An 18,645-nucleotide genomic window follows, 5' to 3' on the forward strand; every position below is an offset into this window, starting at 1 on the left:
CGAACAGAATTGCGTTGCGCCGGTCTGGTGGCTTGAGCGGCGTGCCCAGAACCCGATCCCATCTCGAACTCGGCCGTTAAACACGCCAGCGCCCATGGTACTGTGTCTCAAGGCACGGGAGAGTCGGTCGCCGCCAGACCCGCACAACGCAATCACACCATTCCCTCAGCACGATCACCGCGATCGGCCCCGGAGCCCGCCCCACAGGCGATCAGCCAGCCCGGACCAGCCGCACAACCTTGGCGCGGGGTGGAGCAGCCCGGTAGCTCGTCAGGCTCATAACCTGAAGGTCACAGGTTCAAATCCTGTCCCCGCAACCAAATCTCTTTCGACGACCCGACCCTTCGGAAAACCCGGCTCGCTAACGCGAGCCGGGTTTTCTGCGTTCGGGGCTCCCTCTGACGCGAACGTCCGACAGACGGAGCGCGGCCCGGTCGTGTGGAAACGCGGTGGCGCGTTGAGGCAGGGGAGGGGGCCGCGACGCAGCCCCGCCCGCCGCCTTGCGGTCAGTCGAACCCGATGACGATCTTTCCGAAGGGGCCGCGCTCCAGGTGATCGAGAGCGGCGGGCACGTCCTCGAGAGCGTAGCGTCGATCGATCACCGGCTTCAACGCCATGACGTCCACGGCTCGGACGAGGTCTTCGAGGGCCCGCCGATGGCCGACGCGGATGCCTTGGACTGTGGCGGATTTGAGCAGCAGGTTCCCTGCGGCGCCCGACAGGTCGTATCCTGCGATGACGCCGATCACCGAGACGCGCCCATCGACGGCCACGGCTTCGAGCGATCGCGCGAGGTGCGCGCCGCCGACGATCTCCAGGATGTGGTCGATCCCGCGATCCGCGGTGAGCCGATAGACGGCTTCGACCCAATCGTCGCGGTCGATGGCGTGGTCGGCGCCCAGGGCGCGCGCGCGTTCGCGCTTCTCGGGGGCACTCGAGGTGACGAAGACCTCGGCGCCGTGCGCCTTGGCGATCTGAAGACCGAACAGGGCGACGCCGCCGGTCCCCTGGACCAGCACGCTCTGGCCCGCCTTGAGCCGCCCGCGCTCGATGAGCGCGAACCAGGCCGTAAGGCCGGCACAGGGCAGGGTGCTGGCTTCCGCGAGATCGAGGCTGTGCGGAGCAGCGACGCACCAATCCTCCGAAACGGCGATGTACTCTGCCAGGACGCCGGGATGGACGCCGCCGAGGCATCGGACATCCAGAGCCTTCGCGGTTCCCGGGGCCGGGCCGTCGATCCAGCCGGGGAAGAAGGTCGTCAGAACCCGGTCGCCCACCCGGAAGCGGGTGACGCCCGCGCCGATGGCCGCGATCGTCCCGGCGAAATCGGATGCCGGGGTGAACGAGAAATCGAGGGCGAGCCCCATCCCATGCTCGATCACGAGCGTGTCGCGGTAGTTCAATGACACCGCCGCGGACTTCACCAGGATGTGCCCCGGCCCTGGTTCAGGGATGGGGACCCGCTGCAGCCGGAGTGCCTCGCGGCCGAAGCCGGTCATCTCCCAACGCCTCATCATGGTCATTCGCGAATCTCCGATCGTCTGCCGACCGGTGATGCGTAGCGTTGATCGACGGCCCCCTGTGGCGATAGTTCGGACCCGGATCGGTGCGTGCGGGGCAACAATGATTCCGGGTGATCTGCTGGCGGAGCTGCCGATGTTCGTCGCGGCCGTCGAGGCCGGCAGCTTTGCCGCGGCGGCCGCGAAACTGAACCTGACGCGCTCGGCGGTCGGGCGAAGCATCGCCCGGCTGGAACGCCGGCTCGGTGTCCGGCTGTTCCACCGCACGACCCGCTCCCTCGCCTTGACCGAGGACGGGCTGACCCTGTTCGAGCACGCGCGGCGCGCCCTCGGCGAGGTGCAGCTCGCGACCGCGCTGCTCGATTCCGGCCGGCACACGATCGCGGGCCGGCTGCGCGTCTCGATGCCGGTCCTGTTCGGGCGCCTGCGCATCGCGCCGATCCTGATCCGTCTGGCCGACGCACATCCGAAGCTGGAGGTCGATCTCAACTTCAGTGACCGGCTGGTCGACGTGGTCGAGGACGGTTTCGACCTTGTGGTGCGCAACGGGCGGCTGCAGAATTGGCCCGGCTTGATCGCGCGGCGGATCGCGTCCCAGCCCATGCGCGTCTGCGCGGCGCCGCGCTATCTCGATGGTGCGGGCACGCCCGAATCCCTGGCGGATCTAACCGGCCATCACGCCGTGCTCTATGGCCGTCCCGGGCGGGTACGTTCCTGGCTGTTTCCACAACCGGGCGGCCCCGCGACGGAGATCGTCCCGCCGAGCCGGATGCGGTTCGACGATCTCGGCGCGCTTCGCGACGCGGCGCTCGGCGGGCAAGGCCTTGCCTGGCTTCCAGCCTGGCTGATCCGGGACGACGTGGCCGCGGGACGACTCGTGACCGTGCTCGACCATCTGCCGGCGCATGCCTTCGAAAGCCACGCGCTCTGGCCCCAGAGCCCGCATCTGCCGCTGCGCGTGCGCCTCGCGATCGACGCGCTGGCAGCGCTGGTCGCGGAATCGACCTTCCGGGCCGAGAGCGGCCGATCGCCCGCATCGGCTTGAGGCCAGGGGCAGGCGCCGTCGGCGCATCATATCGCGGCTCGGCGCGGCAATGCCGCCGTGCTCGCAAAAGCGGATCGGCCTTCCGGACCCGTCCCGAGCGGGCGTTTCCAGCCCCGGTCATCCCCCGTCCGTCCCCAGGCCGGGCCGCCCGCATTTGGCGTTCGGCATCCGGAGCTTTACAATACGTGCGGGGACGCGGCTTCAGCTGCGGAGGGGGGATCATGACGTATCACCGCGTGCGCCGCGCCACCGACTGCGAACGGAGCTGAAGACCGCGTTTTGCGCGTGTCCGTTCGCCTGGGTCGATCGAGTCTGTCCGGTGCGCCGCGTGCGCTGCCGCGGCTGATGCTTGTCGCGGCAACATCCGTGACGCTCGTTGCCGCGCAGCCCGAGACGGCGCGGGCCTTCGACCTGTTCGGCCTGTTCGGCTCGGAGCCGGAGCCGCCGGCACCGAGCCCGACCGCCCTGCCGTATGCGGTGCGGATCACCGGCACCGACGATTCCGACGTGCTTCAGGCGCTCAAGGACATCTCGACCCTCTACCGCCTGCGCCAGGACCCGCCGCCGGACGGGGAGGGGCTCCTACGCCGGGCCGAGACCGATCTGCCCAAGCTCACCGATGTCCTGTCGGGCTACGGCTATTACCAAGGGACCGCCGCGATCCGGATCGATTCCGTGCCGGTGGCGGGTCAGGCCGCGGCCGCCTCCGCCGTGGGGGCCGCGGAGCGGTGGCGCAATCGCGGCCTCGTGCCGGTGCGGATCGCGGTGGATCTCGGGCCGCTCTATACGTTGCGCCGGATCACGGTCCGCGACGTCGCCGGCCGGCCGTTCCCCGACGATGTGCTGCCGCCGCGGATCACCCGGGTGGACGAGGACGTGCCAGCCCGCTCGGCCACGGTGCTCGCCCGGGAAGCCCGGATCGTGGACGAATTCCGGGCGCAGGGGCACCCCTTCGCCAAGGTGGTGGCGCGCGATCCGGTGGTGGACGATGCCGCCCACGTGATGGATGTGACCTTCACGGTCGATCCCGGGCCGGTGGCCGGGCTCGGGCCCGTGGCGGTCAGCGGTGCTCCGGGGATCGACCCGGCGACGATCCGGTCGTTCATCTATGCCGAGCCGGGGGACCCGTACTCGCCCCAGGCGGTGGCGGCGATCCGCAAGTCGCTGACGCGCATCGAGGCGATCGGGGCCGCGCGGGTCCGCGAAGGGACGGCGCTCGACACGGACGGAAACCTGCCGCTCTTCGCCGAATTGACCGAGCGCGAGCGCAATCTCGTCGGCGTCTCGGCGCGCTATTCCACGGTCGACGGCCCGGGGGTGCGCGCCTACTACGCCAACCGCAATCTGTTCGGCGGCGGCGAGACGTTCCGGCTCGATGCCGACATCTACTACCTCGGGTTGGGCAACGATCCGTTCGCGACCCAGCGCAAGATCGCCCGGATCGGCACCAACGGACTCGGCGGGCGCCTGTCGGCGACCTATGTCCAGCCGGCGCTCGGCGGCACCCGCAACGACTTCCTGGCCAACGCCTTCATCACCCGCGAGGTCCAGCAGAGCTATCTGGTGGATGGCGGCGGGGTCTCGGCGGCGATCCGGCACCGGTTCTCCGATACGTTCTCGGCCCAGATCGGATTGGATGCCCAGGCCGGTCGCTCGAAGGATGCGCTGGGCACGGTCAATTACCGGCTGATCGGCGTGCCGGCCTCGGTGACCTACGATTCGACCGACAGCCTGCTCGACCCGACGAAGGGGTTCCGGGCGATCGCCTCGCTGGCGGCCTATCCCGGTGCGATCTCGTCGCCCGGGATCGTGGTCGCGAAGGCGCAGGGCTCGACCTATTATTCCCTGGACGACGAGTCCCGGTACATCCTGGCCGGGCGGATCGGCTTCGGCTCGGTCTCCGGCGCGCCGCTCGGGGACATCCCGGACAACTTCCGCTTCTTCGCCGGCGGCGGCGGCTCGGTGCGCGGCTATCCGTACCGGACGCTCGGGCCGATCGGGCCGTTCAACCTGCCGATCGGCGGCCGCAGCCTGCTGGAAGCGTCGGTGGAGGCGCGGATCAAGATCACCGACACGATCGGCGTGGTGCCGTTCTTCGATGCGGGCACCGCCTTCGCCTCGTCACTGCCGGATTTCGATGAGAAGATTCGGAAATCGGTGGGCATCGGCCTGCGCTACTACACCGGCATCGGCCCGATCCGCGCGGATCTCGCCTTCCCGCTCGATCCCTACAAGGGCGGCCATGTCCGCCCGGCCGTCCTGTATCTCAGCCTCGGGCAGGCGTTCTGAATGGCTGGTTTTTACGGGACGCTGAGACAGGCCGTTTCGTCGGAGGTGAACCCCGGCGGCGACCCGTTCTCGTGCCAACCTCACACCCGTCAGGATGCGGCGCGGGTCCCCTCTCCCGTGCGGGAGAGGGACAGGGTGAGGGGTGCGACTTTTCCGGAGCAACCTGGTCCCTCACCCCAACCCTCTCCCGGACGGGAGAGGGGGCTCGTCGCGGCCTTCACGCACGAATCTGCGCGTCTTGTGGTCTGCAGGGAAGGCAAGAAGGCCGCGCTTGTGCTGGCCTGCCTCGCGCTTCTCCTTATTCTTCTGATCCCCACCGCCGTCCCAACTCACGCCGACGACGGCGAGAAATCCGTGCTCGGCGGGCTCCTGTCCCGGGCGCTCTCGACCCCGTCGTCGCGGGTGGCGATCGGCGCGGTGGACGGCGCGCTCTCTTCGGATGCCACGATCCGCGACGTGGCAGTGAGCGACCGCGACGGCGTCTGGCTGAAGCTCGACCGGGCCCGGATCGTCTGGCGCCGGCTCGCCCTTCTGTCGGGACGGCTGGAGGTGGACAGCCTCGAGATCGGACGGCTCGAGGTCCTGCGCCGGCCGATTCCCGGGCCGACCCCGCCGGAGGCCAAGCCCGACGGCAAGCTGCTGCCCGACCTGCCCGTGAAGGTCGAGATCAAGGGGTTCAAGCTGGCCGAGCTGGTGCTGGGCGAGCCCGTGGCCGGTCAGCCGGCGCGGCTCTCGGCGGAGGGCAAGGCCCGGCTCGGGGCGGCCAGCGAGGGGCTCGACCTGCAGGCCAGGGCCCAGCGCCTCGACGCCGCCGGGCGCTTCCTGCTCTCCCTGGTCTACGTGCCGGAGGGCGACAAGCTGGAGTTGAGGGCCAATCTCGTCGAGCCGGCCGGCGGCCTGCTGTCGAAGGCGGCCAACGTCCCTGGCACGCCGCCGATCGATTTCGACCTCGCGGGCACCGGAACCCTCGATGCCTGGAACGCCCGGCTCGATTTCGCCGCCGGCCCGGATATCGGCGCCAAGGGTGGCGCCAAGATCTCCCGGATCGGCGCCGAGCGCCGGCTGGCGCTCGACCTCGCCGCGCGGATCGAGGGCCTGGTACCGGGGCCGGCCGCCTCCGTGTTCGCCGGCACGACCAAGCTCGACGGCGGCGTCGCCTTCGCGGATAGCGGCGCCTTCCGGATCGACCGGCTGGAACTGACCTCGCGCACCGCGCGGCTCGCCGCCGGCGGCAGCCTGACCAAGGACCGGATCGCCGACCTGACGCTCCAGGCCCGGGCCCTGCCCACCGAGGGCGCGGTGACCAAGGCCGGCGATGCCGAGATCGAGAAGCTGGTCTTCGACGGCAGCGTGAAGGGTCCGCTCACCGCGCCGACGGTGCGGGGCAACCTCGACGCGGCCGGCCTGCGCAGCCGTGAATCGGCGCTGGAGCGGGTCGAGGCGCGCCTCGGGGTCGATCCGCAGGGTGACCCGTCGGCCCAGCGCTTCGCCATCACGGCGGACGGCAAGGTCGAGGGATTGCGGCTGGCAGACCCGGCCCTGCGCCGGGCGATCGGCAGCCGCGCGCAGCTGACCCTGCGGGCCGCCTCCGGGCCGGACGGGGTCTTCGACGTCGCGAGCCTCCGGGTCGAATCCGACACCGCGAAGGCGAGCTATTCCGGCCGGGTCGGCCAGAACACCCTCGCCGGCACGCTGGACGCAGCCCTGCCGGATCTCGCCGTGTTCTCCGGCCTTGCCGGGCGCGGGCTCGCCGGTAGCCTCGACGCCAAGGCGCGCCTCGGCGGCGATCCGGCCCGCAAGGCGCTAGCGGCCGACCTCACCGTGACCAGCGCCGGCCTCGCCACCGGGATCGCGGCGGCCGACCGGGTGCTCGGCCGCGCCCCGACGCTCCAGGGCCGGGTGTCGCAATCCTATGACGGCTACGGCTTCGACCATCTGCGCCTGGAGGGCTCCGGCCTGACCGCGACCCTGCAGGGCGAGGCGACCTCGGCCGCCGCGGATGTGACCGGACGGGTCGACCTCAAGAGCCTCGCCGACCTCGACGGCCGCCTGACCGGCCGCGCCGGCATCGACGCGCGCATGACCGGCTCCCTGGAGCATCCGCTTCTGGCCGCGACGGTCACGGCGCCGTCGGCGACCGCGGACGGCAAGCCGATCCGCGACCTGCGCGCCGAGGCCGTCCTCAGCGACGCGCTGCTCGCGCCCGACGGCACCCTGAAACTGTCCGGCGAGGTCGCCGGCAAGGCGCTGCGCGGCGGCGCCCATGTCGCGAAAACCGGGGCCGACTGGGTGCTCGACCGGCTCGACCTCGATCTCGGCTCCGTCTCCGTCTCGGGCAACGCGATCGTGGCGGCGGAAACCTGGCTGTCGGCCGGGACGCTCTCGGTGAAGGCGGGCAACCTCGCCGACATCTCCCCGCTGGCCCCGGAGCCCCTCGCCGGGCAGCTCGACGCCACGGTGAACCTCGCCCGCGACGGCGGCCGCCAGGACGCGGCGATCCGGGCGACCGGTGCCGCCCTGCGCTACGGCGCTTACGGTCTCAACCGCCTCGATGCCGACCTGAAGGGCCGCGACCTGGGCGCCCACCCGGTCCTCGACGGGCGCCTCGACGCCGAAAGGCTGCTGGCCGCGGGTCAGCAGATCGATACGGTGCGGCTGGCCGCGCTTAGCAGCCCGGCGGGCAGCGACGTGACGCTCACCGCCAAGGCGCGCGGGTTCAACCTCGACGGGGCGGTCCGGCTGTTGCCGGCCGACGACACGCGCATCGACATCCAGCGTCTGTCCGCCGCTCGCGGCGGCGACCGCTTCGCCCTGACCGGTCCGGCCAGCATCACCCTGCGCGACGGCGGCGCGGTGATCGACGGATTGTCGATCGCGGCCGGCTCCGGCCGGGTGACGGTCTCGGGCCGGGCCGGCCAGGCACTCGATCTCAAAGTGGCGATCCGCGCGCTGCCGCTGTCGCTCGCCCGGATCGCCGCGCCGGACCTCGCCCTCTCGGGCACGCTCGACGGCGACGCCGACCTGCACGGGCCGGCCGCGAGCCCGGAGGGCCATTACGCGCTGACCATCTCGAAGCTCGTGGCGCCGCAGACCCGCCAGGCCGGCCTGCCGCCGGTGGATGCCAGCGCCAAGGGCACCCTGTCGGACGGGCAGGCCAGCCTCGACGGTCGGGTTACGGCCGGGAAGGGCGTTGCCCTGACCGTGGCGGGTTCCCTGCCGGTGGAGGCCGGCGGTCCGCTGAACCTGCGCGCCCGCGGCACCCTCGACGCGTCGCTCGCCAACACTCTCCTGAGCGTCGGCGGCCAGAGCGTCACCGGGCGGATCGCCGTCGACGGCGGCGTCACCGGGACCCTCGCGGCGCCCCGCGCCCAGGGCTCGGCCGTGCTCACCGGCGGCAGCTTCACCGACCCGCTCAACGGCATCCGCCTCACCGACATCGACGGCCGCGTCACCGGCCGGGGCGACAGCCTCGTGGTCGAGCGACTGACGGCCTCGGCCCGCAACGGCGGCCGCCTCTCGGTGACCGGCCGAGTCGCCCTGGAGCCGGATTTTCCGGGTCAGTTCCACGTCACCGCCGACAGGGCCGAGCTGGTCTCCAGCCCGCTGATGACCGCGGTGTCGAGCGTCGATCTCAACCTCTCCGGTCCGCTCGCCCGGACGCCGCGCATCACCGGCCGGGTCGATGTCGTGTCGATCGACGTGGCCGTGCCCGACCGCCTGCCCGCCACGGTCAGGCCGCTGCCGGGTGTCCGCCACGTCAACACCCCGCCGGAGGCCCGGGCGCGGCTGGCGCAGCGGGCCGACCGGAAGGCGGCAGGGAAGCCCGGGCGGCGCGCGACCAAACCCGCCGTGCCGTTCGACGCCACCCTGGACGTGCGGATCGATGCGCCGAGCCGGATCTTCGTGCGCGGGCGCGGCATCGACGCCGAGCTCGGCGGGTCGCTCCGGGTCACCGGCACGTCGCGGTCGCCGAACGCGGTGGGCGGCTTCGGCCTGCGCCGCGGGGTGTTCCAGCTCGTCGGCCAGCGCCTGGATTTCAGCCGCGGCAACCTCACCTTCGCGGGCAGCCTCGCCACCCCGGCCCTCGACTTCGCCGCCGAGACCAAGGCCGGCGACGTCACCGCCCGGGTGGCGGTGAGCGGCTTCGCCGACGCGCCGCAATTCACCCTGACCTCCGACCCGGTGCTGCCGCAGGACGAGATCCTGTCGCGCCTGCTGTTCAAGAAGGCCGCCGGCGGGCTGTCGCCGTTCCAGGCCCTGCAGCTCGCGCAGGCCGTGGCGCAGCTCTCGGGCGGGGCCGCCGGCCCGGACGTGTTCGAGCAGGCCCGCAAGGGGCTGGGCCTCGACAGCCTCGACGTCTCCACGGGCGCGAGCGGCGGCCCGGCGCTCGGGGCCTCGCGCTACATCTCGGACCGGGTCAGCGTCGGCGTGAAGGCCGGGGCCAATCCGGCCGACACGGCCGTGGGGGTGGATGTCGACGTCACCCGCCGGATCAAGCTGAAGGGCGAAGCCGGCAGTGACGGCCGGACCAGCCTGGGGGTGGGGGCGGAATACGAGTGGTAGGGGCGAGGGCGCACCGGACGTCTGTCTTCGTTTCGCGATCTGCCTGAACCATTCGATCATCCTCGCAGTCATCCCGGGGCCGCGTAGCGGAGCCCGGGATCCAGAGCCGCCGACAGGTGAAGGTCTTGCACCGGCGGCGTTTCTGGATCCCGGGCTCGCCTGCGGCGCCCCGGGATGACGGAGCGATCGATTTTGCCGTAGGCGCACACCGGCGCGACGCCGAGCGGTAAGAAACTGTCGTCCCCTCGATCCCGCCGTATCGCCGCGATCGATTAATGATCGGTGCGAACTCCACCACACCGCGGCGCGGTTTCGCGTTCAAAATCCCCATCGGCTCAAACACCTCGGCCGAAGATCCGTTGGCCGGCCGGGCCAAGTCTGCTTAGGTGTCGAAGCAAGCGGCGCGATCAGCCGGAATCTGGGCGGGAAACACGAAGGGCGATGGACGACCTGTTCGAGACGGACGACAATCTTCCCGTGCCCGAGGGCGGCTTCCTGCGGATGCTGCCGATCATCAACCGGCGCGGCCTCCATGCCCGGGCCTCGGCGAAGTTCGTCCAGACCGTCGAGCGGTTCGACGCCGCCGTGACCGTGACCCGGGCCGGCGAGACGGTGGGCGGCCGCTCGATCATGGGCCTGCTGACGCTCGGGGCCGCCATGGGCACGCGCATCGCCGTCACCGCGGTCGGCCCGGATGCGGAGACCTGCCTCGACACGATCGAGGCGCTGCTCGCCAACCGCTTCGGCGAGGACGAGTAGGCCGGCTCAGGTCTCTTTGCCGGGCCAGGCGCAGAGGTCCGAGACCGGGCAGCGTGTGCAGGCGGGCTTGCGGGCCGTGCAAATGTCGCGCCCGTGCCGGAACAGCCAGATATGTGCGCCGTCCTTGAACCGCTCGGGCACGGCCTGGGCGAGCCCGTCGGCCACGGCGTCCACCGTGGCGCCTTGGGCCAGCGGGATCCGGTTCGAGACCCGGAACACGTGGGTGTCCACCGCGATCACCGGCTCGTGGAACGCGAAATTCGCCGTCACCTCGGCGCTCTTGCGGCCGATCCCCGGGAGCTTTCGCATCTCGGCCGCGCTGCGCGGCACCGCGCCGCCGTGGGTCTCGATCAGGGCCGCCGACAGCTTGACGATGTTGCGCGCCTTCGACGGCCCGAGCCCCACCGGGCGGATGATCTCGGTGATCTGCGCCGCGCCCAGCTGCAGCATCGCGGCCGGATCCGTGACCCGGGCGAACAGCGCGTCGGCGATGCGCGCCACCGTCGGGCCGGTGGATTGCGCCGAGAGCAGCACGGTCACCAGCAGCCGGAACGGATCGGTGTCGTCGAACCCGGCCTTCGGGTCCGGATCGGCCTCGGCCAGACGCGCCAGCACCGCCGCGACCCGGCCGACCTCACCGGGTTGCGGCGCGGCGCGGGCCTTGGTCCGTCGCGGTGCGGGCCGGAGGCCGTGGGTTGTGTCGCGCGTCATGGCCAGCAGCTAGGGCCGGGACGGCCGGCCCGACACGCGGCGGATTGACGGCCCCGTTCAGCCCCGCACCCGGCGCCAGGCCACGGGACCCGCGCCGAGGCCGAAGGGGCCGGCCGCGAATCCCTCGACCCGGCGCAGGAATGCCGACCGGAGGGCGCCGCTCCGGGCCGAGAGCCGGCCCCAGAAGTTTTCGGACGCCACGGCGACGGCCGGCATGCGATCCGCGACGACCGGCAGGGCGACCTCGGGCGGCGCCCAGCCCGCGGGCCGCACGCCGAGCAGGTTCTCGGCCGGGATCGCCCGCGGCCGGCGGGGGCGATCCGCCGCCCGGGCGGGAGCGGCGGGCCGACCCGCGCGACCGAGCGCCGCCAGCCGTGTGCGGATCGCCCGGTCGACCGCCGCAGCGGCGTCGGCATCGAGCAGGACGGGGGCCGCTTGGACGGTGAGAGCATCCCGGCTCCAGACGAGGACGAGCACCGGGCGCGGCCGGTCCGACGCGGGTTGCCGGGCCGTCGTCCCGGGAAGGCCGCCCTGTATCACGGTGAAGCGTCGCGCCATCGCCTGTCCCGACCTCTCGACCAATCGTCCCATTCCGGGACGGCGGGGCGCCCCGGAGGCGCCGTTCGGGGCGATGGCTTCAAGGACGGTGCCGCCGGGCGGCTCAGCTCCCGGGGATCGCCAGCGGGTTGTCGGTCAGCGCCGCGGCGTCGGGCGCGTCCACGCGTGGGCGGCCCAGGAAGGCGTCCCAGAGGCGCTGGACGAAGGCCGGGTCGAGGTCGCGCAGGATCAGGACGAGGCGGGAGGTGTGGTCGGGATCGGGCCAAGCCGGCAGGGTCAGGGGGGCGTGGAACACGTGCTGGACCCCGTGGACCACGATCGGGCGCTCCGGGTCGTCGGCCAGCGCCACGATCCCCTTGAGCCGCAAGAGCTTCGGCCCGTGGCCGGAGCGCAGCAGGTCCATGAACATCTCGAAGGCCGGCCGCGGCACCGGCGCGGCGCTGGTGAGGCACAGGGCCTGGATCGCCGCGTCGTGGCGGTTCACGTCGCCGGGGTGGTGGTGCGCGTCCTCCATGGCCGCGTCGCCGAGCCAGGCACGCACGTCGGCGCCCTTGCCGTCGAGGCCGAACAGCCCGCCGAGCAGGTCCTCGGCCGCCGCATCCGGCGGCAGGATCGGCGCTGCCGCGTTGAGGGCGGCGAGCCGCGCCCGGATCCCGGCGGTGTCGTCGGCGAGGTCGGCCTTGGTCAGCACGATCCGATCGGCCACCGCGGCCTGGCGCACGGCCTCCGGATGGGCATCGAGGGAGGCAGCGCCGGTCACCGCATCGACCACCGTCACCACCGCCTGCAGCCGGTACCGGAGCACGAGATAGGGGTGGTAGATCAGCGCGTGCAGGATCGGCGCCGGGTCGGCGAGGCCGGTGGTCTCGATTACCACCCGGCGGAACGGCTTGATCCGGCCGTTGTCGCGCTTGCGCAGCAGGTCTTCGAGGGTCGCGATCAGGTCGCCGCGCACCGTGCAGCACAGGCAGCCGGCGCCGAGCAGGACCATGTCCTCGTCGATCGTCTCGATCAGCAAGTGGTCGAGGCCGATCTCGCCGAACTCGTTGACGATCACCACCGTGTCGGCGAGCGCCGGATCGCGCAGCAGCCGGTTGAGCAGGGTGGTCTTGCCGGCCCCCAGGAAGCCGGTGAGCACGGTGAGCGGGATCGGCTCCGGGCGGCGCGGATCCGGGGCGGGCGAGGCGGTCAGGGACATGACCGCGCAGATGGGGGTTTTCGGGGACGGAGGCAACGCGCCGGGGCGCGATGCCGGGAGGCCGCTACTCCTCGGCGGTCGCCTTCTTGGCCGGCGCCTTCTTCACCTCGGCCTTCTTGCCCTCGGGCTTGGCCGGCGCCTTGTGGGCGGCGGGCTTCGAGAGGCCCTTGCCGGGCTTGGCCTCCGGCATGCCGGGCGTTTCCACCGACGAGGTATAGGCGCTGGCGCTGCGCGGCAGACCGTGGGCCGGCTTCGCGGCGACCTTCGAGGCCGGCTTGGCCGCGGCCTTGGCGGCGCTGGCGGCCTTGGCCTGCTCCAGCCGGGCCTCGCGGGCCTGCTTGGCCGCCTGCAGCGCGGCCTCGCGCTTGGCCTTGGCGGCTTCGAGCTTGGCGGCCCGCGTGTTGGCGGCGGCCGTCTTCTGGGCGTTCTCCTGCGCCTCGAGGATTTGCTGACCCTCGGCCGGGTTGCGGCCGATCCAGACCGCAATCGGCTGGAGCGGCGCCCGGGGCGGGAGCGTCCGGGCACGCAGAGCCGGGCTGGAGAAGGCGGCCATGGCGAGCGCCGGGGAATTGGCCGCGGAGCCGCCGATCAGCTGCGCCGCCGAGCCGGGGGCGCTGACCGCGCCGGGGCCGTCGTCGATCGCCGGGGGCTTCTTGCCGCCGCAGACGAAGGGGCGCATGTCCGGCGGCGCGCCGAGCGCCGAGGCCGGCAGGGCGTCGAGGGTCGGGCTGGTCCAGCCGGCGCTCTGGGTGAAGGCGTAATCGAACAGGTCGGCGGCCTTCACGTCGCGCTCGCGCGGGCTCGGCTGGCCCATCACGACGGTGATGACCCGGCGGCCGTTGCGCGAGGCGGTCGCGACCACGTTGAACCCGCCCGAGCAGATGAAGCCGGTCTTCATGCCGTCGGCGCCGGGATAGCGCCCGAGCAGGCCGTTGTGGTTGGCCATGACCGCCCGGCCGAACTGGATCGCCGAGATCGAGAACAGGTCGTGGGAATCCGGGAAGTCGCGGATCAGCGCCCGGGCCAGCACCGCCATGTCGCGGGCCGAGGTCCACTGGCGCGGGTCGGGCAGGCCGTTGGGATTGGTCCAGCGGCTGTCGCGCATGCCGATCCGCTGCGCGGTCTCGTTCATCAGGTCGGCGAAGCCCTCGATCGAGCCGCCGAGATTCTCGCCGATCGCGTAGGCGATGTCGTTGGCCGACTTGACCATGATGATCTTGAGGGCGTTGTCGAGGGTGAGCTGCGTCCCCGGCTTGAAGCCCATCTTGGAGGGCGGCTCGGAGGCCGCCGCCGCCGAGATCGTGATCATCGAATCGAGCGAGACCTTGCCCTGCCGCACCAGGTCCAGGGCGACGTAGGTGGTCATCAGCTTGGTGATCGAGGCCGGGTACCAGGGATCGGTCGGGGCCTGGGAATAGATCACCTTGCCGGAATCGACATCGACCACGAGGATCGGCGCGGTGACCGCGTTGGCGGCCTGGATCCCGATCAGGCTCGTGCCGAGAAGACCCGTCATCGCCGCGAGTCCGACGGTCACGCGCCGGAGGAGTGAAGAGGACATTCGAGCCCGACTCGTCAGAGGATCGCCAGGGTCGGCACCGCGAGGTGCCGCTCTTCCGGCCGGCCGGCCGGAATTCGCGCAGCCCGGACCGCCGGGGCGGCCATCGTGCTGCATCACGGCATCAACGTCTCCACCGTGGCAAGAGCAAGGCGAGACACAACCGCGGGGCTGCGCCGCCTGGTTGTCGGTGGTCCGGAAGGCCCGCGCCGCTTATGTGCGGGATCACGGTCGAGCGAAAAGGTTTCGGGGACACGGTGGCTTACGCGGTCAAGGAGATTTTCCACACCCTTCAGGGGGAGGGCGCCCAGGCGGGACGGGCCGCGGTGTTCTGCCGATTCGCCGGCTGCAACCTCTGGTCCGGGCGCGAGGCGGATCGCGCCGCGGCGGCCTGCCGGTTCTGCGACACCGACTTCGTCGGCCTGGACGGGGAGGGCGGCGGCCGCTTCGCGGATGCGACGGCGCTGGCGGACGCCATCGCCCGGACCTGGGCCGGGGGGCCGGAATGCCGCTACGTGGTGTTCACCGGCGGCGAGCCGCTGCTCCAGCTCGATTCCGCGCTGATCGACGCCGTGCACGGGCATGGGTTCGAGATCGCGATCGAGACCAACGGCACCCTGCCGGCGCCTCCGGGCATCGACTGGATCTGCGTCAGCCCCAAGGGCGCCAATCCCCTCGCGCAGACGACCGGCCACGAGCTGAAGCTGGTCTATCCCCAGGTCGATGCCGACCCGGCGGATTTCGTCGGCCTCGCCTTCCGGCACCGCTTCCTCCAGCCGATGGACGGGCCGGAGCAGGGCGCCAGCACCCAGGCCGCCATCGCCTATTGCCGCCAGGACGCCCGCTGGCGCCTGTCGCTGCAGACCCACAAGATGATCGGGATCCCGTGAGGAGGCGGCCGGCCGGCGTAGCTCTGCCGTGCGGCCGCATCTCCCCTCGCCCCGCTTGCGGGCAGAGGGGGGACCCGTATCTCGTTCTGGCGTGAACGGGCCGTCCCATCGCCCCCACCCTTCCCATCCCGCCAAAAATCGGGAACGATCCCCGCCACTTTCCCGCCCCTGGACCGGTGCCCTTGAACCTGGACGATCCATCGCCGCTCGCCCACGCCGCACCGGAGGGCATCTGGCCGATCGATCCGGACCCGCGGGTCACGGATCTGCCCGGGCGCCAGCGCTGGACCTTCGGGGGCGGGCGGGCCCGCGCGGCCGAGGTCGCGGGCACCGTGGTCCCGGCGACCGATGCCCGGATCGCCTATCTGGGCATTCGCCGGGACGGGCAGGGCCGACCGTTTCCGGCCGCCTTCGCGCACTCGCCGGAGACCGGCGCCGCGCTGGGCCCGCCGGTCCCGCTTCCGGCCCCGGACATCCTCGACATCGACCTGGACAGCCTCGCCGAAGTGCCGCTGCCGAGCGGCGTGCCGGCGCTGATCCGGGCCGGACACCCGGCCGCGCTGTACCTGTTCCAGGAGAATCTCGGCGCGTTCGCGGAATGGGACGGCCGAAATTTCGTGGGCCACGAACGGCTGCCGCCGCATCCGGTCGGAACCGGCATCACGGCGGGCCGCAGGGGCATCGCCTACGCCACCGCCGAGGTGCTGGTCGGCGTGCGACTGCCGCAACTCGGGCGCGGTCTGGTCCACACCGAGACTCGGGCGGCGGGCCTGCGGTTCCTGTCGGCGCCGTGCTGGCGCGGCGGTGATCTTCTCGTCCTCGGCGAGCGGGGCGGGCTCCTCGTCCTCTGTCGCCTTGCGGCCGAGTCGGACGCCCTCGACCTGCGCGACCTCGGGCGCGCCGCCCCCGATGGGGATTTCGCCGGGCCGTGGATGAACCGGCTCGGCGACGCCGTCTGGACCGGCCCGGACGGGTTCGTCGCCTGCCGGACGCTCGGTGACGAGACCACGGCCACTCCCTGGCCCGGGGGCTTCACGCCAATCATCGCCCAGGCGCCCTGGCGGGACCGCGCCGACCTGTATCACCAGCTCGGCATGGCGGAGGGCCGCTATCACGTCGCCGCGCTGGCTCCGGATCCGGACCTGCACCGCCTCGACGGGCCGCATCTGGCGGCCGGACCCTGCACCTATTCCGGCACGGAGCGGTTCGACGTGCCCTGGCAGGCCGCCGAGGAGGCCCTCAATCTCGGCACCCATGCGGGCAACCTGCTGGTGCCCCGCCTGTCGATGGCCCGCGACACGATCCTGCTCGCCCTCGACATTCCCGGCCCGCGCGGCGGTTTCCTGCGCGGCGAGCGCCTGCCTGCGCCGGTGACCGGCCACATCCTCCACCACGCCCACGGGGCCGGGCTGCGCCGCCTGCCGGTGGGTCTGGCGGTGTCGCGGATCGGCGACGCGCGAGCGCTGCTGCACGACGGCGTGCTCTACCTCTGGAGCCGGTCGGAATGCCGCTGCCACGCCCTGCGGCTGCGCGCGGCATGAGCATGGTCCTGCGGATCTTTCTGATGCTCGTCCTCGCGCTCGGCGGACACGCCCGGGCCGAGGCGCCGGTGCGGCAGGTCTTCCTCGTGCAGGATTCCGGCTGGATGGAGCCGTTCCTGACCGCGGAGGGCTCGCAGTTCCGGCCTCTGGTCGAGGCCCTGGTCGCGGCGGCTCGGGTCCCGGGAGCCGATATGGCCGTGGCGACCTTCGACCAGGACGGGCAGGTCCCGGGCCGGCCCTCGCCGCGCATCCTGTATGACGGCGCCTACGACGCCGCGCGGGTCCGGGCGGCGATCGCCTCGATCGACCTGCCGCGCAAGGCCGGCGGCACAGCCTATGCCGATGCCGATTTCAACGGCGCGCTGCTCGGGGCGATCCGCACCGGCCTGCGGGGCCGGGACGGGGTGATCTGGATGGTCACCAACAACAAGAACAGCCCGGGCAACAGCGCCGAGGTCGAGCGCAACACCGCCGCCTTCTACGCGGCCCTGCGCGACTCGGCGGCGATCAGCCGGATCGTCGCCTACCCGGTGCGGATGCCCCTCAAAGGTCGCAACTTCTCGGAGGGCGGGTTCGTCATCTACGGCATCGGCTACGGCGCGGCCGGCGGCCGGGCCCTCGAATCCGCCATCAGCGCCCCGGCGCTCAAGGCCCTGTTCAGCCACCCGCCGGTGAGCCTGAAGCCGGTGCTGGCCGGCGGCCTGACCCTACGCTTCGACCGGCTCGACACAGGCGGCTTGCAGGCCGGGCTGGAGAACGGCGTCCTGATCGTGAGCGGGGCCGATGCCGCCGCCGGCACCGCCCTGCGGCTGACCGCCCATCTGCGCAACGGCCTCTACCCACAGCGCGTCGCGGCAGCCCGGCTCGCCCTGAGCTGGAGCGAGGTCGGCACCGAGGCGGGGCTCGCTCAGGCCGCGGTCTCGCCCGCCGAGATCGCCGACCTGGCGCCGCAGGCCGAGAGCGGGCCGCTCTCCGTGGTGCTGACCCTGCCGCCGATTCGGCGCCCGAGCGGCCTCGCCGGATTGCTCTCCGACGGCCGCACCGTGGATGGCACCCTCACTCTACGGCTCGCGGACTTGCGCCTGGCGCTGGATCCGGCCTTCCTGGAACGGGTGCGGCCGATCTTCGGCAGCGGGTTGTTGTCCGGGGACCAGATGGGCGGGCCGGTCGGGGATGCGCGTGCGGTGGAGGGCCGGCTGCCCGGCCTGTTCCGCGACTATCGCGGCGTCTCGGAAGCGTCGGTGAGCCTGCCGGTGCGGATCGAGGCGGCGTTCTCGCCCTGGCCGCTGATCGCCGCCGCCTCCGCCGCCTTGGCGCTGGCCGCCGCGGCCGGGCTCGGGGCCCTCGCGCTCACCCGGGCGCGGGTCCAAACCGTGATGCTCGGCACCGTCCCGAAGCGGGTCAGCCTGCGCCCTTATCGCACCCAGACCCTGCGCGCCCCCGACGGCAGCCGCTGGCAGGTGCGGGCGGGGCTGTGGGGGCCGGCCCGCGCCACCCGCCTGCAGGAGCCCGAACCCGGCGCATGATTCCTTTGCATCTCGACCGCCTGGGGCCTCCCGGGCTCGTTCACGTCCAGGCCCGGACCGGGCAGGATTTCACCATCCCCGCCCCGCAGAACCCGGCCCCGCAGGCCGATCCGATCCAGACCGCGCCGGCCCCCACCGGGACGAGCACCGGGGCGAACCCGTTCAGCACCCTCGAACGGGGGCCGACCACCACGGAATTCGCGCTCGGCGCCGCCGCCCTGGTGGTTCTGGCTGTGCTGTTCCTGTTCGTCCGCCAGGGCGTGCGCACCCACCTGATCAACCGCCGGGCGACGCTCGACGCCGCCAACGGTGCGAGCTGGATGCTGTTCTCGGCGCTGATGCTCACCGCCGCGATCCTGGTCAGCGCCACGGTCGGCCGGCTCTGGCAGGCCTGGGCCGGGCTGGCGGCCGGCTTCGCCCTCTGCCTCGTGCTGTTCGGCGCCGCCCTGGTGCTGTTCCTGCGCGCACCCGAACGGAGGCGCTGAGA

The 18,645-nt window shown here is 72.4% G+C and carries 13 protein-coding genes, 1 tRNA gene and 1 rRNA gene; 10 read left to right on the forward strand and 5 right to left on the reverse strand.

The features are described 5' to 3' along the window. Window positions 1–23 precede the first annotated feature (23 nt). A 5S ribosomal RNA gene (gene rrf, locus BMZ47_RS17650) occupies window positions 24–139 on the forward strand. A gap of 104 nt (window positions 140–243) precedes the next feature. Then, window positions 244–320, forward strand: a tRNA-Met gene (locus BMZ47_RS17655). Between the two features lie 186 nt (window positions 321–506). Here BMZ47_RS17655 and BMZ47_RS17660 read toward each other — a convergent pair. Next, window positions 507–1,523 (reverse strand): zinc-dependent alcohol dehydrogenase family protein, encoded by a 1,017-nt coding sequence (locus tag BMZ47_RS17660; protein ID WP_091863620.1) that lies wholly within the window; start codon window positions 1,521–1,523, stop codon window positions 507–509. A 133-nt stretch (window positions 1,524–1,656) separates the two neighbouring features. On the opposite strand from BMZ47_RS17660, the gene BMZ47_RS17665 reads away from it, so the two are divergent. From BMZ47_RS17665 to BMZ47_RS17680, 4 genes are all read left to right on the forward strand, one after another. Further along, the gene (locus BMZ47_RS17665) at window positions 1,657–2,565 is read left to right on the forward strand and encodes a LysR family transcriptional regulator (protein WP_091863740.1); all 909 of its coding nucleotides are present in this window, start codon (window positions 1,657–1,659) and stop codon (window positions 2,563–2,565) included. A 345-nt stretch (window positions 2,566–2,910) separates the two neighbouring features. Continuing rightward, the gene (locus BMZ47_RS17670) at window positions 2,911–4,854 is read left to right on the forward strand and encodes an autotransporter assembly complex protein TamA (RefSeq protein ID WP_091863621.1); all 1,944 of its coding nucleotides are present in this window, start codon (window positions 2,911–2,913) and stop codon (window positions 4,852–4,854) included. Beyond that, on the forward strand, window positions 4,855–9,417 hold the full coding sequence (locus BMZ47_RS17675) for a translocation/assembly module TamB domain-containing protein (RefSeq protein WP_091863622.1): 4,563 nt from the start codon (window positions 4,855–4,857) through the stop codon (window positions 9,415–9,417). A 441-nt stretch (window positions 9,418–9,858) separates the two neighbouring features. Then, window positions 9,859–10,176, forward strand: coding sequence for an HPr family phosphocarrier protein (locus tag BMZ47_RS17680; RefSeq protein WP_007562246.1), 318 nt, complete (start codon window positions 9,859–9,861; stop codon window positions 10,174–10,176). A gap of 6 nt (window positions 10,177–10,182) precedes the next feature. Here BMZ47_RS17680 and BMZ47_RS17685 read toward each other — a convergent pair whose 3' ends face one another. The 4 genes from BMZ47_RS17685 to BMZ47_RS17700 form a co-directional block, all read right to left on the reverse strand. After that, complete coding sequence (locus BMZ47_RS17685; protein WP_091863623.1) at window positions 10,183–10,887, reverse strand: endonuclease III domain-containing protein; 705 nt, start codon at window positions 10,885–10,887, stop codon at window positions 10,183–10,185. A 57-nt stretch (window positions 10,888–10,944) separates the two neighbouring features. Further along, window positions 10,945–11,445 carry a hypothetical protein gene (locus tag BMZ47_RS17690; RefSeq protein WP_091863624.1) on the reverse strand — a complete coding sequence of 167 codons (501 nt, stop codon included), beginning with the start codon at window positions 11,443–11,445 and terminating at the stop codon, window positions 10,945–10,947. A 103-nt stretch (window positions 11,446–11,548) separates the two neighbouring features. Continuing rightward, window positions 11,549–12,643 (reverse strand): CobW family GTP-binding protein, encoded by a 1,095-nt coding sequence (locus BMZ47_RS17695; RefSeq protein ID WP_091863625.1) that lies wholly within the window; start codon window positions 12,641–12,643, stop codon window positions 11,549–11,551. Between the two features lie 64 nt (window positions 12,644–12,707). Then, window positions 12,708–14,204, reverse strand: coding sequence for a D-alanyl-D-alanine carboxypeptidase family protein (locus BMZ47_RS17700; RefSeq protein WP_091863626.1), 1,497 nt, complete (start codon window positions 14,202–14,204; stop codon window positions 12,708–12,710). Between the two features lie 254 nt (window positions 14,205–14,458). On the opposite strand from BMZ47_RS17700, the gene queE reads away from it, so the two are divergent. The 4 genes from queE (at window position 14,459) to BMZ47_RS17720 (ending at window position 18,643) form a co-directional block, all read left to right on the forward strand. Further along, a complete protein-coding gene (gene queE, locus BMZ47_RS17705; protein ID WP_091863741.1) occupies window positions 14,459–15,091 on the forward strand; it encodes a 7-carboxy-7-deazaguanine synthase in 633 nt (210 codons plus the stop codon). A 176-nt stretch (window positions 15,092–15,267) separates the two neighbouring features. After that, window positions 15,268–16,632 carry a hypothetical protein gene (locus tag BMZ47_RS17710; RefSeq protein ID WP_244536856.1) on the forward strand — a complete coding sequence of 455 codons (1,365 nt, stop codon included), beginning with the start codon at window positions 15,268–15,270 and terminating at the stop codon, window positions 16,630–16,632. After that, window positions 16,629–18,158: a hypothetical protein gene (locus BMZ47_RS17715; RefSeq protein WP_244536857.1), complete on the forward strand. Its 1,530-nt coding sequence runs from the start codon at window positions 16,629–16,631 to the stop codon at window positions 18,156–18,158. Before BMZ47_RS17710 ends, BMZ47_RS17715 begins: the two co-directional genes overlap by 4 nt. After that, window positions 18,155–18,643, forward strand: a complete 489-nt coding sequence (locus BMZ47_RS17720) for a hypothetical protein (protein ID WP_007562262.1) — start codon at window positions 18,155–18,157, stop codon at window positions 18,641–18,643. Before BMZ47_RS17715 ends, BMZ47_RS17720 begins: the two co-directional genes overlap by 4 nt. Window positions 18,644–18,645 lie beyond the last annotated feature (2 nt).

This window comes from Methylobacterium brachiatum (assembly GCF_900113845.1).
GTDB classification, from domain to species: domain Bacteria; phylum Pseudomonadota; class Alphaproteobacteria; order Rhizobiales; family Beijerinckiaceae; genus Methylobacterium; species Methylobacterium brachiatum.